The organism is Roseomonas sp. WA12, from assembly GCF_054165765.1.
In genome coordinates this window covers 664,716-679,303 of the sequence record NZ_JBSTUI010000002.1, presented here as the reverse complement: position 1 = coordinate 679,303, position 14,588 = coordinate 664,716, and the positions used below count along the sequence as shown (strand labels likewise).

The 14,588-nt window shown below is 62.4% G+C and carries 12 protein-coding genes; 6 read left to right on the top strand and 6 right to left on the bottom strand.

Going from position 1 to position 14,588, the window contains the following annotated elements; translation table 11 throughout:
• Window positions 1–268 precede the first annotated feature (268 nt).
• Together ACVBD7_RS25665 and ACVBD7_RS25660 are read left to right on the top strand one after the other, a co-directional pair.
• Window positions 269–1,507, top strand: a complete 1,239-nt coding sequence (locus ACVBD7_RS25665) for a glycosyltransferase (RefSeq protein WP_458098312.1) — start codon at window positions 269–271, stop codon at window positions 1,505–1,507.
• Window positions 1,497–2,366: a phytanoyl-CoA dioxygenase family protein gene (locus tag ACVBD7_RS25660; RefSeq protein ID WP_458098311.1), complete on the top strand. Its 870-nt coding sequence runs from the start codon at window positions 1,497–1,499 to the stop codon at window positions 2,364–2,366. The genes ACVBD7_RS25665 and ACVBD7_RS25660 overlap by 11 nt, the downstream gene beginning before the upstream one ends.
• A gap of 900 nt (window positions 2,367–3,266) precedes the next feature.
• Here ACVBD7_RS25660 and ACVBD7_RS25655 read toward each other — a convergent pair.
• Together ACVBD7_RS25655 and ACVBD7_RS25650 are read right to left on the bottom strand one after the other, a co-directional pair.
• Entirely contained in the window at window positions 3,267–3,755 is a 489-nt protein-coding gene (locus tag ACVBD7_RS25655; protein ID WP_458098390.1) for an RES family NAD+ phosphorylase, read from the bottom strand.
• Entirely contained in the window at window positions 3,752–4,201 is a 450-nt protein-coding gene (locus ACVBD7_RS25650; RefSeq protein WP_458098310.1) for an antitoxin Xre/MbcA/ParS toxin-binding domain-containing protein, read from the bottom strand. Before ACVBD7_RS25650 ends, ACVBD7_RS25655 begins: the two co-directional genes overlap by 4 nt.
• Window positions 4,202–4,550: 349 nt before the next feature.
• Here ACVBD7_RS25650 and ACVBD7_RS25645 point away from each other — a divergent pair, with 349 nt between their 5' ends.
• Window positions 4,551–4,679: a hypothetical protein gene (locus ACVBD7_RS25645; RefSeq protein WP_458098309.1), complete on the top strand. Its 129-nt coding sequence runs from the start codon at window positions 4,551–4,553 to the stop codon at window positions 4,677–4,679.
• A gap of 148 nt (window positions 4,680–4,827) precedes the next feature.
• Here the strand turns inward: ACVBD7_RS25645 and ACVBD7_RS25640 are convergent, their stop codons facing one another.
• Both ACVBD7_RS25640 and ACVBD7_RS25635 read right to left on the bottom strand, forming a co-directional pair.
• Window positions 4,828–4,980, bottom strand: coding sequence for a hypothetical protein (locus ACVBD7_RS25640; RefSeq protein WP_458098308.1), 153 nt, complete (start codon window positions 4,978–4,980; stop codon window positions 4,828–4,830).
• 304 nt (window positions 4,981–5,284) lie between these two features.
• Window positions 5,285–6,235: a LysR family transcriptional regulator gene (locus ACVBD7_RS25635; RefSeq protein WP_458098307.1), complete on the bottom strand. Its 951-nt coding sequence runs from the start codon at window positions 6,233–6,235 to the stop codon at window positions 5,285–5,287.
• A 92-nt stretch (window positions 6,236–6,327) separates the two neighbouring features.
• Here ACVBD7_RS25635 and kdgD point away from each other — a divergent pair, with 92 nt between their 5' ends.
• The 3 genes from kdgD to ACVBD7_RS25620 all read left to right on the top strand — a co-directional run bounded on the left by kdgD (window position 6,328) and on the right by ACVBD7_RS25620 (window position 10,095).
• Window positions 6,328–7,269, top strand: coding sequence for a 5-dehydro-4-deoxyglucarate dehydratase (gene kdgD / locus ACVBD7_RS25630; protein ID WP_458098389.1), 942 nt, complete (start codon window positions 6,328–6,330; stop codon window positions 7,267–7,269).
• Between the two features lie 69 nt (window positions 7,270–7,338).
• Window positions 7,339–8,922, top strand: coding sequence for an aldehyde dehydrogenase (NADP(+)) (locus ACVBD7_RS25625; RefSeq protein WP_458098306.1), 1,584 nt, complete (start codon window positions 7,339–7,341; stop codon window positions 8,920–8,922).
• A 189-nt stretch (window positions 8,923–9,111) separates the two neighbouring features.
• The gene (locus ACVBD7_RS25620) at window positions 9,112–10,095 is read left to right on the top strand and encodes a Bug family tripartite tricarboxylate transporter substrate binding protein (protein ID WP_458098305.1); all 984 of its coding nucleotides are present in this window, start codon (window positions 9,112–9,114) and stop codon (window positions 10,093–10,095) included.
• Window positions 10,096–10,599: 504 nt separating this feature from the next.
• Here ACVBD7_RS25620 and ACVBD7_RS25615 read toward each other — a convergent pair.
• Both ACVBD7_RS25615 and katG read right to left on the bottom strand, forming a co-directional pair.
• Window positions 10,600–11,616 carry a Bug family tripartite tricarboxylate transporter substrate binding protein gene (locus ACVBD7_RS25615; protein ID WP_458098304.1) on the bottom strand — a complete coding sequence of 339 codons (1,017 nt, stop codon included), beginning with the start codon at window positions 11,614–11,616 and terminating at the stop codon, window positions 10,600–10,602.
• A 436-nt stretch (window positions 11,617–12,052) separates the two neighbouring features.
• Entirely contained in the window at window positions 12,053–14,272 is a 2,220-nt protein-coding gene (katG, locus tag ACVBD7_RS25610; protein WP_458098303.1) for a catalase/peroxidase HPI, read from the bottom strand.
• Window positions 14,273–14,588 lie beyond the last annotated feature (316 nt).

Genomic DNA, 14,588 nt, shown 5'->3' with positions numbered 1-14,588 from the left:
AGGTAGGCACAAATTCAGAGATTCTGACCGAGCAGAAAAAAACTTTGATTAGAATGACCAGGTAGTCAGCCACAACGTCGAAGCCGCAGCAACCCTTGCGAGGAAAAAAATCAAACTGTAACGTCTGATCTGGTCATCAAAGTGGTTTAGATTAAGGTGAACGGTGCTCATGACGCTAGATTATACAAGAATGCAATAAGCCTTATTTGGCAGCACAACTCGCGTCGTTCGGATTAGCAAAAGAAGTGCATCGGATCTAATCCCATCCATGAAGATTTTGGCGCTTTCCTCTCTAATGCCTAACGTCTTACAGCCAGTTCATGGAATATTCCTAAAGCATCGCCTATCGCATTTGGCGACGACTGTTCCGGGAGGACTAGAGATTGTTGCGCCGGTGCCCTGGTTCCCATCGGCTCACACTTACTTCGGACGATACGCTCGTTACTCTCAGGTTCCATATCATGAAAACCTGGACGGCCTCTCAGTCTGGCACCCAAAATTTCCTACCATTCCCAAACTAGGTACCAATTGGTCGCCTTACGCGGTTGCCACCACACTTGCACCCCTGTTAGCTCGGTTGAAGCGAAACGGTTTCGACTTTGATGTTATCGACTCTTACTATCTCTATCCGGATGGTGTGGCAGCGGCAATCTTATCGGCCCTTTTCCAACGCCCATTCGTTATGACTGCATTCGGGAGCGATGTCAGTCTGATTGCTGGTCTGCCCGTACCACGCGCGCATATCCGCTGGGCATTAAGGCGCGCGCACGGCCTAACTGCAGTTTGTGATGCATTGCGACGCCACATGATCGAGATCGAACCCACTGCTATCAGTACGGAAGTAGTGCTGCATGGCGTCGACCATGTTTTGTTCCAACCGCCTGATGATCGTGAGGCGGCCCGACGCCACTTTGGCTTCATCGGTCGCACACTTCTCTCAGTTGGTTCGCTGATTCGGCGCAAAGGGCACCATATCGCTATTGCGGCTCTGCGCCGGCTGCCTGATGCGCAACTCGCCATTGCTGGGGCTGGCCCTCTTGAGCAGCGACTTCGCGCCCAGGCTGAGCAGGAAGGTGTGACGAACCGCGTCATTTTCCTTGGTGAATTGCCGCAGCAAGTTCTTCGTAACGCAATGGGCGCCGCAGACGCTCTGGTTCTCTGCTCTGACCGAGAAGGAATTGCTAACGTTCTGATGGAGGCGAATTCCTGCGGCACCCCAGTGATTGCTACACCCATCTGGGGCAGCCCAGAAGTGGTTTCGGCTGCCGACGCCGGAGTCTTGATGTGCGATCGCAGTCCACAGGCTCTTGTGGCAGCAGTTCAGCGCTTGTTTTCTTGCTTGCCAGATCGAGCAGCAACGCGACGACATGCTCTCCGCTTTGATTGGGCGGCAACGACCCAACAGCACCAAGCAGTGCTGGAGAAAGCCCTACAAGCTTGGCGTGATAAACCACTACGCCGAGATCTTTTTCAGGCAAACCCGATGAGGAATGACCGTGAAGTCTGATGCAACGCCACACCAGAACGGTATTTTCCTTGCAGACGAGGATGCTGATGTCAGGCGAAGGGTGATGGCGCTGGATGGCTATATTGTCGTCCCTCAACTACTCAGTCCAACTGAAGTCGTGAGGCTGCGCCAGATGCTGCTCTCGCATTTTTCCGAACGCTGGAGCTGGGAGGGTCTAGGTAAGCACCAGCCGCACGCCTCAAGCCACATTCCCGAAATTGGCTGGATCTTTGCGCATCCTGCCATCACCTCAGTTTTTCGAGATCTTACAAATAGTCGTAACCCTGTGTTTACGGGCAATTGCGACGCACACATGAACATGCTGAGCTGGTGGCACAAAGACACCGGGGAAAGCCAGGGTGGTTGCTTTGTCGGCGATTATTTTGCTAGTGCCAACATACCAGTTTATCGCGCCGGGATATATTTGCAGGATCACGACGTCGACCAGCACGGGCTGAAGGTTCGGCCCGGCTCTCATCACACCCGCTCGCCCTTAGACGGTCCAGTGGAAACACTGTGCACTCGCGCTGGCGATGTAGTTTTCTTTGACGTCCGGCTATCTCATGCTGGACAACTTCCTGATCCGTTGGAAGCTTTGATGCTGCGGGCGCAGCGTCGTCTAGGTGCCCCGAGCATGTCCTATAGCTTGAAAGAAGCTTGGCGCCAGCTCCGTAGAAAGCAGTCCAAATTGTCTCTGTTTTTTACCTTCGGCGCCCCGGTGGCGGCCACGGACCAGTTCTGCGCATATGAGATGGCGTCCCGGCGCCGGAGTGGGGCAACTGAAGCTGCAGGGCTGAATGCTGAGTTGCACAGACTTCTCGCGGAACAGGGTATAACGCCCAACCCGGGATTGAATTAACACCGGCTTTCAGCAGGCGCTGTTGCGCACATTAGGTTCAGGACACATGCCTGCCTTCCCTGCTTTGATCAGGCGCGAGTGACGGTATCCTTCTGACCGCTGCCGGCCGCCCCAGGTAACCCCGGCATTCACCGCTGGTTGTGGCTGCGCCATGTAGGTGTTCAGACCGTCTGCGGCACGAAGGCGAGGTATCTGAACCGCAGCCAGCACTCCGGGTAGAGCCGCGTAGGCGAACCCTGCCAACCACCCGTGTTGGCGGTCCGTTAAGCGAGCCAGCAGCCACTCTGTACGCGGCGCGCGTCTGGTTTGCAGGTCAGACGCATGTCTAAGGGATGGAAGCGCTGCAGCCAGCTTCGCGGAAGTCTGTTGGCGACGAGACTGATCATTTCCGGGGTTCGCTGTCTCAGCATTCTGCGCCTTATTTTGAGGCCGCTGTTGATTTGGCGGACCTCTTGGCCGTCGTGCTGCTCGCCGCCTTTCTCATGATCAAAGTCTGCATGCATCGGAAAAGCTGATACTAGCCGTACCGTGGGCCGGAAGCGTCCCATTTCGCACACGTGGCGGTCATGGTGGGCGCCTATCGCTGAGGAGGCAGCCGAGTGTCTCCGCGCTCGCCAGTGCATCCGCTTCGGTGCAGCCAGTGAAATAGGTGCGCTCGACAAGTGCGCGGATGCGGGCCTTGACCCGTTCGCGTTGGGCGTTCTGGTTCAGCGTGCCTTGCCCAAGGAGCCTGTCACAGACACCGCCCAGCTCGGCAACGGGGTACGGCGGTGATCACGGAGCATTGGGTGGTCGAAATCAAGCCAATGGCAAAGCGAATATCCTTACAGCTTCCCTCATTCGACTGATGCGCCCATCCGACGTCTCTGGGCGGAGGTCGATTTGGCACCGCCCTGGGCGTCAGGCAGTGGAGGGGTAGAGACGAGTGTCCCACCAGACCGGCTGGTGGAGCCCATGGCGGACCTGGGACGCCTCGGGATGGTCAGCGTTGATAAGGATGTTCCGCTCCATCCTGGCCACATAACTGGGGACGATCAGCAGCAACGAGCGTTTTGCCTGCTGCCATGTCTCGCCCCAGGCCTTAGCGACCGCTCCGGCAGGATGGTCCCAGCCCGGCAGGTGCGCCGGCGTCACTACCTCGTAGGTGAGACCGTTCGGGATGGTGATCTCAATGTAGTGCTGGTCCGGAGGGAGATCGCCGTTTCCGTGAACCAGCTTCTCGAGCATGGCTGTGGAGTAGTGCTCCGACGTGTAAATCATCGGGCTGGCGCCTGTGTTCCAACGACCGGGGTACAGCTTCGAGCCTGTGGCGTCGAAGATGGGATAGGCCCCTGCCGGATCTCCGATCCGGTAAGCGGTAAGAACGCGGTCGAGCCGCTGCGCCATCAGGCCGCCGAGCCGTATTTAAGACGTCCGAGAATGTCCTCGACGGGCGGGCGACCGAACTCGTTGGCGAGCACGACATCGATGGGGGGCTTACCGTCGAGCAGCGGGTGGGGCTTGAATAAGAAGTGCCGGGCGGCCTCCTCGGTCTTCCAGACGTCGAGGGCGAGGGTCCAGATCGCGGCCAGGCGGGCCACCCGCGCGCCCTCGTCAGAGGAAAGGCGGACCGGCGTGGCGGTGCGGGATCCGGGCTTTGCTTTCTTCCGGCGCGCGAGAGTCGCCCGGGGAATGACGCGGAAGGTGAAAGCCACATCCCCTGGAGAGAGGGCCTGGACAACGCGTTCGAGCGCGGACAGCGGCAGGCCCCTCTGGACCTCGTTGGAGAGGGACATGGGCAGCAGTGGGGCCTTGGACAGGATCCCGAGAATGGAGCCGAGGGTAGCCTCAGACATGAAAGATACTCCAACGGTGGTCCAGATGAGACAGAATTTGGTATCACTTGGTCTTCAAAGCAAGGCGCGATCACGGCCGTGTTGGCGCGGAAGGCTCCCAAGACCCTCCCTACGTCGCTGTGCTGACGCTCCGCGAGGGCGCTTAGCGCTGTGACCCCCTTCCCGGCCTCGCGTGCTTCGACCTTGAAATGTTCTTACGTCGGTTCTTACCACCTCCCTGTTACCGACCCGATTTGCGGAAGCCGCCATGTCCGTCGTCCGCGCCGATCTGTTTCGGAAGAGCAACACTATCGCCGTCACCCTCTCCCGCGAGGTGCTGGACACCGCCCGGATGGAGCGTTGAAAGGAGGTGAGCGTAGAGGCCAGCAAGGGGCGGATCGTCATCACCCCGGCCGACAGCTCCGACAGCCGTGCCATGGCAGCCTTCGAGCGCTCAGTGGCCCGCTGCAGCCGCACCTACGCCGCTCTGGCGAAGTAAGCGGCGTGGGAGAGGGGCACCTCAAGGCTCCTCGGTCGAGATACTGGCGGCGTCTCAAACCCGGCTGCTGGATTCTCACGGCGGCGCGGGGGGCGTCCGGGACGAGGGCCGATAGAGGCGGCCCTGGCGCGCCCAGGAATCCTCTAGCTTACGATAACGAGGTGGCGAGCGTGACGCGGCTCGGGCCTTCCCAATCGTGCGGATCCGATATTCCTTCGTGGACGGCAACAAGCGGGTGGAACATGCCGCCGACCGGTGAGTAGCCGATCAGGCGCTCGGCGAACTCCAGCCCTTTGTCCACCCTCAGGCTCTTTGGCTTGCCCCAGAGCCGCCCGATCCCATCCAAGACACCAACGACCTGAGCGGCCCTGATTTTGGCTCTCGGATGGGTCGAGAGTCACTCTCGTGTACGGATGTTCGCCACGGGCAGGATCGGGATCGGCTGTCGAACAGCTGGTCCGATATGAAGTCCATCATTGCGAAGTTGTTCGCCATGGTCGCCCCTGCCCGTAACGTCAGGCCCGTCGCTCAAAAAGCTCGACCAAAGCGCGCCGAGTTCGATGGTGTTGCTACTGAACTGGTCACGGAGCCCCTACATTTATGGCTTATAGCGCATGCACGTCGGACCTTCCGGGCAGTTTAGGACGGGCGCCCGCCTTCAGAGCGAGACGGCGCAGGGCTGTCAGAGCAGGGTGGTCGTTCATCTCACGCCAAGCAAGCAGCAGCTCGGCTTGTGGGGTCGGTTCAGCGTGGACAGGCAGCAGTGTCACTCCCTCGGTACGAAGCACGCGGGCGCCCTCTGGCACGAGTGCTAGCCCTACATCTGCCCGGACAAGCGCCAGCATCGTGTGCGTCTGATTCACCCGCTGCACGGTGCACGGTGCTACATTTGCGCCGCAGAAAAGCTTGGCGAGCAGCTCGAGGAAGTACCCACCTCCACGGGGTGACCAAGTAATGAAAGGCTGGCCATCCAAATCGCGCAAGGTGGCGTGCTTATGGCTGGCAAGACGGTGGCCGTCTGGTACAGCGAGCAGCAGCCGTTCCTGCATAAGGCTCGCGAAAGCGAGGCGAGAAGTTTGATCTTCTAAATCGGACATGGAAGCCGGAGGACGTAAGAGCCCAAGATCAAGCCGCCCAGCGGCCAGGTTCTCGATCTGCTCCGTGGTGACCATCTCCTCCAACACGAGATTGATGCCGGGCATCTCCTCCCTGACGCTGACGACGAGGCGCGGCAGAAGCTCCAGAGCAGAAGCAGCAGTGTAGCCCAGGCGGACCGGTCCGGCCTCTCCTCGCGCCACTTGCTTTGCAAGACGCTCAGCGTTCAACGCCCCCTGGAGCAGTCGTTTGGCCTCAACCAGGAAAACTTGGCCCGCATGAGTCAGGCGCACGGATCGGCTTGTACGGTCCAGTAACTGAGTGCCGAGGGCATGCTCCAAAGCCTGAACCTGCCGCGACAGAGGTGAAGGGGTGAGATTCAGCCGCTGTGCAGCCCTGCCAAAGTGAAGTTCCTCGGCCACTGCCACGAAGCTATGTACCTGAACGAGATCAAGCATCATTGCAGATTGCACAATGATAAACGCGTAATCAACGCTGGATTCGCCAGACCCGAAGCTCCTATTCCGCTCTGATCCGAACGGAAGGCCCAATGATGTCCGACATGACCCCGAAAGAGATGGCACAGCGGATCGGCTCAGGCCTCCTCTCCTTTCCTATCACCCACTTCAAGGACGACCTCTCTGTCGACGAGGGTACCTATCGCGACAACCTGAACCGCCTCGCCGGGTACAACGTTGCTGGCCTTTTTGCCGCGGGCGGAACTGGCGAGTTCTTTTCGCTCACCGCCGCCGAAGTCGGGCAAGTTGTTCGCGCCGCCGTTGAAGAGACAAAAGGCCGCGTCCCTGTCATCGCGCCCGCCGGCCAGGGTACAATGACTGCTATCGGCCTCGCACAGGATGCCGAGAAGGCTGGTGCCGACGGCGTGCTGCTCCTTCCGCCCTACCTCGTCGGTGGCGACCAGGATGGTCTGGCCGCCCACGTCGAGGCAGTGTGTCGCTCTACGAAGCTCGGCGTTATCGTTTACAATCGCGACAACGCTCAGCTCAACGAGATCACTGTCGCGCGGCTCTGCGAGAAGCTGCCGAATCTCGTTGGTTTCAAGGATGGTGTGGGTGACGTCGAGCTGATGACGCGGGTCTATGCGACCATTGGCGATCGCCTGACCTATATAGGCGGACTGCCCACAGCGGAGACCTTCGCGCTCCCCTACCTTGAAATGGGCGTGACTACGTATTCCTCAGCCATCTTCAATTTCCTCCCGGAATGGGCCCTGTCCTTTTACGAGGCGGTGCGCCGGCGTGACCGCGAAGCTGTGTACGCAGAACTGCGCGACTTTGTGCTGCCCTACATCGCTCTCCGCAATCGCGGGAAGGGATACGCCGTCTCGATCGTCAAGGCGGGCATGACTGCGGTCGGCCGCCATGCCGGCCCTGTACGTCCACCCCTACGTGACCTCTCCGGGGCCGAATTGGAGGAGTTGAAGGCACTGATCAAGGACCGGCATCAGCCGGCCTCGAAGCGCACTGCGGCCTAAGGTCAGCACACGCATTCAGAGGACGACGTCTCCGCCGGGAGACGTCGTCCAAGCAGTTTAGGAGGTTTCATGCGCACCATCACCGGCGAAATGCTGATCGGCGCCACGGCGCTCCGCGGCACGGACAAGCCGATCGGCGCGGTCGAGGCCGCCACCGGCCAGCCCCTGGAACCCGCCTTCGGCGGCGGCACCGCAGCCGATGTGGACCGCGCCTGCGCCCTCGCCTGGGCCGCCTTCGACACCTATCGCGAGACCACCCCCGAGGCCCGCGCCGCCTTCCTCGAAGCCTGCGCACAGGCCATCCTCGACATCGGCGACGAGCTGATCCTGCGCGCCATGGCCGAGAGCGGCCTGCCCCGCGGGCGCCTCGAGGGCGAGCGCGGCCGCACCGTCGGCCAGCTCCGCCTCTTCGCGGCCGAGGTGCGGGACGGCACCTTCGTCTCCGCCCGCATCGACCCCGCCCTGCCCAACCGCACCCCCCTGCCCCGCCCGGACCTCCGCGTCCGCATGATCCCGCTCGGCCCCGTGGCCGTCTTCGGCGCCTCCAACTTCCCGCTGGCCTTCTCGGTCGGCGGCGGCGACACCGCCTCGGCGCTCGCCGCCGGCTGCCCCGTGGTGGTGAAGGCCCATTCCGCCCATCCCGGCACCTCCGAGCTGGTGGGCCGCGCCATCCAGTCCGCGGTGAAGTCCTCCGGCCTGCCGGAAGGCGTCTTCTCCATGCTCTTCGGCTCCGGCCAGGTGGTCGGCCAGGGGCTGGTGGCGGATCCGCGCATCAAGGCCGTCGGCTTCACCGGCTCCCGCTCCGGCGGCACGGCGCTCATGAAGACCGCAGCCGCCCGCCCCGAGCCCATCCCCGTCTATGCCGAGATGAGCAGCATCAACCCCGTCTTCCTGCTGCCCAAGGCAATGGCCACCCGCGCCGCCGCCATCGGCAAGGGCTTCGTCGGCTCCCTCACCCTCGGCGCCGGCCAGTTCTGCACCAACCCCGGCCTGGTGCTGGCGCTGGAAGGCCCCGAGCTCGACAGCTTCCTCGCCTCCGCCACCGAGGCCCTCGGCGGCGCCCCTGCCCAGACCATGCTGACCCCGGGCATCCTCTCTGCCTACCAGACCGGCGTCTCCCACCTCGCCGGCAACAACCGGGTGCGCCGCGTCGCCTCCGGCCAGCTCGCCACCGCCGGCACCCAGGGCGAGGCCGCCCTGTTCGAGACCACCGCCGCCCATTTCATGGAAGACCCGGCGCTGGCCGAGGAGGTCTTCGGCGCCGCCTCCCTCGTCATCCGCTGCCCGGATGTCGAGACGATGCTGCGTCTGGCCGACGGCCTGGAAGGCCAGCTCACCGCCACCATCCAGATGGATGAGGGCGATGTGGAGATGGCCCGCCTGCTGCTGGCCGTGCTGGAGCGCCGCGTCGGCCGCATCCTGGTCAACGGCTACCCCACAGGCGTCGAGGTCAGCCACGCTATGGTCCATGGCGGCCCCTACCCCTCCACCTCGGATGGCCGCTCCACCTCCGTCGGCACCCTCGCCGTCACCCGCTTCCTCCGCCCGGTCTGCTACCAGGACATGCCGGACGCCCTCCTCCCCGCCGCGCTCCGCGACGGTAACCCAATGGGCCTGTGGCGCCGGATAGACGGGAAGTTGGGCCAAGGGTGAGCAAACATCGCCGTCATCGGGAAGGAACGACGAACCGTCCCGATCGTGGAGCAGACCGGAAGCCGGCCAAAGGCCCATTACGCCGGGATTGGGGCATGACGCAGGCCGGCTCCGACCGGCGCCATCGTGCAATCCGTTTCCCACTTACACCCGCGACTGCGACACACCCCAGGACAGGACAGGATGACAATGCTTCGACGCGAGTTCGGCCTTTCAGCCCTAAGCCTGCTGGCCGGTGCTACCTCGGGCTCCGGCCCGGCAACTGCCCAGACACCTTACCCGGCCCGCACGGTGACCATTGTGGCGCCCTTTGCCGCAGGCGGCTCCACCGATCTCATCGCGCGTTTGATAGCCCAGCCGCTTTCAGTGCGTCTGGGCCAGCAGTTCGTGGTGGACAACAAGGCCGGCGCTAATGGCGCGGTGGGCAGCGGCTTCGTGGCCCGCGCCCGGCCCGACGGTTATACGCTGCTGGTCACTCCGAACAGCACCTATGCCATCAATCCCCACCTTTACAGCAATCTGCCTTACAATCAGGAGCGAGACTTCGCCCCGATCGGGCTGTTGGTCCAGAATGGATTTTTCATGTGCGTGCGAGGTGACTCGCGGTTCCGGACAGTGGCGGACCTCGTGGCCGCGGCGAAGACCGCACCAGACACGATCAGCTTCGGTTCTGGTGGTATCGGTTCGGCTAATCACCTCGCCCCTGAGATGTTCGCGGCTGCCAACGGCATCAAGCTCCAGCACGTGCCTTACCGCGGCAGCGGACCCGGCATGCAAGCCGTGATGAGTGGCGAGATCCCGATGTCCTTTGTGGATACGGGGGTGGCGCTTCCGTTCCTACGCTCGGGCGAGCTGCGCGCGCTGGCGGTGAGCTCCGAGCAGCGCTCGGCTCAGATGCCTGACGTGCCCACGCTGGCTGAATCCGGCACGCCCGGCCTCAATGCGTCCAGCGACTTCGCAATGTTCGCCCCCGCTAACACGCCTGAGCCGATCATCCGGCGTCTGTCCCAGGCCGTCATGGAAGGCCTGCGCGCCCCGGACCTGCGCGACCGTCTGCAAAGTCTTTCGATCGATCCGGTTGGTGGTTCCCCGGAAGCGTTTCCGGCCTATCTGGCCGTTGAGAGCGCAAAGTGGCGCGACGTGATCCACGCACGAAATATCCGCGTGGAGTAGCGCCAACGAAAAGCGCAACGACTTCGGGTCAGGACTCATTGATCCAGAAGAGGACGGTGCTGGCGAGGCAGATGGCGGACATGAAGGTGTGTTCGCATCGGTCGTAGCGGCATCGTCAGGTCGGCGGGTCCGGAGGGCCGTGACAGCCTGTTCGCATGAACTCGCCTGATCCGTACCGAGGCTTCGGCTAGCGTGGTGTGCTTCCAAGTCGCCCTCCGTGCGGCGTAGGCACGCCACCCTTGGTCAGCCCCGCGTAATCCCCTGGTGGGTGGTGATCCCCTCCACGCGAAGAGCATCCAGCTCCATCGCGACCCCAATGTGCCGTGCGGGTAGCCTGTAAATCCTGGATGCAGCCGCAGCAAATGCGCACTTTCCTGCGGCAACTTCCACCAACGATCCTCACCCAGCACCGCCCCCCTCGCCCGTGCTGCCGCCAACGCGGCCCGGATCGAGACCTCGTCTCGCACCGACATCACCTATGACACTGCTGCTCGTTGGGCAGTATTATTCCGCGCGGATCCCAGCAGCGCTGATCACACCGCTCCATCGCTGCATCTCCTGACCGATCTGGGCTTTGAACGCCTCTGCGTCGCGGATGTCGCGTTGGAGGCCAAGTGTCGCCAGCCTGGTCGCAAGCTCGGACGTACGAAGCGCCGCGTCAGCGGCTTCAGCCAAGCGCTGTTGCACCGGCGCTGGCATTCCTGCGGGGCCCATCAGCCCCCACCAGAAGCTCGCCACGATCTCGACGCCCTGTTCTCGAAGCGTCGGAATGTCCGGTAGGTCGGGCATGCGACGTTCGGCGGCAATACCGATCGCACGCACCTGTCCCGACTGAACTAGAGTCGCGCCCGATGCCCAGGCAAGAAACGTAGCCTGTACATTGCCGGCCGCAACATCTTGCAGTGCCGGACCACCGCCGCGATACGGGATATGTGCGATGCGGGCGCCTGACTGGCGGATTGCGAGTTCGGCGATCAGATGCGTGGTCGAGCCCACTCCGGAGGATGCGATGGACATCGTATCGGGCGAGGCCAGTGCGCGCGCAAAGAACTCACGCACGCTGCCCACTGGGAGCGATGCTGGCGTGAACATGATGACTGGCGCTGATGCCAGATGAAGAATGGATGTGAGGTCGCGGGTCGGATCATACGGCACCGGTCTACCTGCAGCCACCTGCATCGCAGGCACGGTCGTGAGTGGAGTATCCGCCAGCAGCAGCGTGTAACCATCGGCCGGTGCACGAACCACTGCTTCTGTACCCAGAAGGCTTCCCGCACCGGGGCGATTTTCGACGATCACTGACTGAGCGAGCGCTGCCTGCATTGGTCCAGCAATCAAGCGTGCCAAGGTGTCAGAGGTGCCGCCGGGTGCGTAGGGGATGATCAATCGGAGCGGGCGACTGGGGAAGCCGCTGCCGGCTTGGGCGAGACCCTGCCCAGCGCCAACCGAGGCACCTGTAGCTAGCGCGACCGCTGCACGCCTACTCAATTTGGTCAAAACGGGATCCTCCTGCCAGGGCACCGCTGATTGGCGGCTTACTGCCGGTTGAGTCTTCACTGAACCGCGCGACCATGCACACGCGCAACGATCGTGTGGGTTCAGAGTGTTCCCCCACGCGGCGGTGCTACTCCCCTCGCCATCAGCGCCCGGGCAAGCCCTTGATGCGTATTATCCCCTCTGCCCGGAGCGCCACCACCTCTAGCGCGAGCCGGCGAGCAATCCGGGTTGCCTCCTGCTGCCGAGACCGGCGGACTGCAGCCGCACAGGGCGGTGTGGGCGGCATCCACCCCGGTCTCCACCCAACAAAGCCCCTAGCGCCCTTGCTGCCGCTAACGCCGCCCGAGGCCGTTCGGAGATTCGCTCCCGCTCTTTCTGCGCCATCTCTGCGAAGTACCAGCTTGCGGGCAAAGAAGACGGCCGCTCTTGCGACCGCCTTCTTTGCCGGATGACGCCGCCGTCAGGTTGCGATGTTTGAGGACAACGGCTTGTTGGTCACGTCGAACCGGTCAGCGTTCATCACCTTTACCCAGGCCTTGATGAAATCTTTGACGAACTTCTCCTCGTTACCGTTTTCAGCATAAACCTCCGCAGTCGCTCGCAGCTGCGAGTTCGAACCGAAGATTAGGTCGGTGCGCGTGGCGCGCCAGCGCTCCTGCTGGCCACCACGATCGAGGCCCACGAACTCCTCGTCGCTCGACGTGTCGATCAATGTCCAGAAGGTGTCATTGTCGAGCAGATTGACGAAGAAGTCGTTGGTCAGCTGGCCTTTGCGGGTGGTGAGCACGCCCTCGGGCTTGTCGCCGTGATTGGCCCCGAGTACGCGCAGGCCGCCGAGCAGTACCGTCATCTCTGGCGCCGATAAGCCGAGCAGCGAGGCCTTGTCGAGCAGCAGCTCCTCGGTCTTCACCGGCTGCCGTGTCTTCAAGTAGTTGCGGAAGCCATCAGCATGCGGCTCCATCCAGACAAAGCTCTCAACGTCGGTCCAGTCCTGTGTTGCGTCGCCCCGGCCGCCGGTGAAGGGCACCTTCACATCGAAACCGGCATCCTTCGCCGCCTTCTCAATCGCCGTCGAGCCGGCCAGCACAATCGCGTCGGCGAGCGACATGGCGCCGCGCAGTTCATTCAGCTTGGCGAGCACAGTAGCCAGCTCGGCCGGCTCATTGACTGCCCAATTTTTCTGGGGCTCTAGCGCGATCCGCGCGCCGTTGGCACCGCCGCGATGGTCCGACTTACGGTAGGTCGAGGCCGATGCCCAAGCGGTCTTAACAAGTTGACCGATGCTGAGGCCCGACGCCAGCAGCTCCTTTTTGAACGCCGCGATATCGGCATCGGGCGGCACCGTCCCTTCAGGCACCGGGTCCTGCCAAATCAGTGTCTCTTCCGGGACTTCAGGCCCCAGATAGCGGATCTTCGGGCCCATGTCGCGGTGGGTGAGCTTGAACCAAGCGCGCGCAAAAGCGTCGTCGAGTGCCGCTTGGTCGTCACGGAAGCGCTCAGAAATCGCCCGGAACTCGGGATCCATTTTTAGCGCCATGTCGGCGGTCGTCATCATCGTCGGCACACGCTTGCTTGGGTCGCGCGCATCGGGGGCCATGTCCTCCGGGTCGGGATTGATCGGCTGCCACTGTTGCGCGCCCGCGGGGCTTCTCACCAACTCGTAATCGTACTTGAACAACAGACGGAAATAATCACCGCCCCACTGGGTTGGGTTAGGTGTCCATGCCCCTTCGATTCCCGAGGTAGTGATGTGTCCCTTGCCGATCTCTTCGCTGTCGGTGAGCCAGCCCAGGCCCTGCATATGCACAGCTTCCGAAGCGGGGTCCTTGCTGAAACTCTCACTGGGCTTCGCCCCGTGAGCCTTGCCAAAAGCGTGGCCACCGGCAGTGAGCGCAACGGTCTCTTCCGAATTCATTGCCATGCGCAAGAAGGTCGCCCGCATGTCGCGCGCCGATCCCAGGGGATCGGGATTGCCGCCCGGCCCTTCAGGGTTGACGTAGATCAGACCCATGGAATCCGCAGCTAACGGTCCCTCCAGATCGAGCTGCTCCTCGGGGCGAATCCGCGTCTTGTGATCCGCATGCCCGATCCAAACCTCCTCCGAGCCCCAATAAGTGTCACCCTCAGACTGGTAGACGTCCTTGCGCCCGCCAGCGAAGCCGAAGACTGGGCCACCCATGCTTTCGATCGCGACATTGCCGGCAAGGATGAACAGGTCTGCCCAACTAATGTGCTTTCCGTACTTCTGCTTGATCGGCCAGAGCAGGCGGCGAGCCTTATCGAGATTACCGTTGTCCGGCCAGCTATTGAGCGGCTCGAAGCGCTGCTGGCCCGACGACGCGCCACCGCGACCGTCAGCAACTCGATATGTACCCGCAGCGTGCCAAGCCATGCGGATCATAAACGGGCCGTAATGGCCATAGTCTGCCGGCCACCATGGTTTGCTGTCGGTCATAAGCTTGGTGAGATCAGCCTTTAGCGCGGCGTAATCGAGGGCACTGAACGCCTCGGCATAGTCGTAATCCGAACCCATTGGGTCAGGCGATGCGCCGTGCTGGTGCAGGATGTCGACCGGCAGCGCGTCCGGCCACCAGTCTTTATTGGCGCGGCCAAGCAATGAGCGACTTTTGCCCTTGCCTTCACCCACCGGGCAGCGCTCCAGTGAATTCTTGTCAGCCATTCTCTCACTCCTATTTCTGCGGCTAATGCTCGTGTAGATGCAGAGGGTGAAGGTTCTGATCTGGTGGACGCCCTCCCCGACGAGACTGGTGTGCCAGAGTGGAGGTTCTAAACACCACTCAGAGAAGGCGTCTGTGGGGGATGCTAATACCATCGGCCTGGACTTGGCGAAGGGTGTTTTTCAGGCGCAGGGCGGACGAGGCTGGGGTCGTCGTGTCCGCAAGAAGCTACGCCGGACGCAGACGCTGGACTTCTTGTCGGCGCAGCTGCCTTGCACGATGGCGATGGAGGCCTGTGTAGGGGCTCACCAGTGGGGG

What these genes read in the sequence shown, in the direction of transcription:
- ACVBD7_RS25665 (WP_458098312.1), top strand. Translation starts at nt 269, where the DNA reads ATGAAGATTTTGGCGCTTTCCTCTCTAATGCCTAACGTCTTACAGCCA.
- ACVBD7_RS25650 (WP_458098310.1), bottom strand. Translation starts at nt 4,201, where the DNA reads ATGTCTGAGGCTACCCTCGGCTCCATTCTCGGGATCCTGTCCAAGGCC.
- ACVBD7_RS25635 (WP_458098307.1), bottom strand. Translation starts at nt 6,235, where the DNA reads ATGATGCTTGATCTCGTTCAGGTACATAGCTTCGTGGCAGTGGCCGAG.
- kdgD (WP_458098389.1), top strand. Translation starts at nt 6,328, where the DNA reads ATGTCCGACATGACCCCGAAAGAGATGGCACAGCGGATCGGCTCAGGC.
- ACVBD7_RS25625 (WP_458098306.1), top strand. Translation starts at nt 7,339, where the DNA reads ATGCGCACCATCACCGGCGAAATGCTGATCGGCGCCACGGCGCTCCGC.
- ACVBD7_RS25620 (WP_458098305.1), top strand. Translation starts at nt 9,112, where the DNA reads ATGCTTCGACGCGAGTTCGGCCTTTCAGCCCTAAGCCTGCTGGCCGGT.
- katG (WP_458098303.1), bottom strand. Translation starts at nt 14,272, where the DNA reads ATGGCTGACAAGAATTCACTGGAGCGCTGCCCGGTGGGTGAAGGCAAG.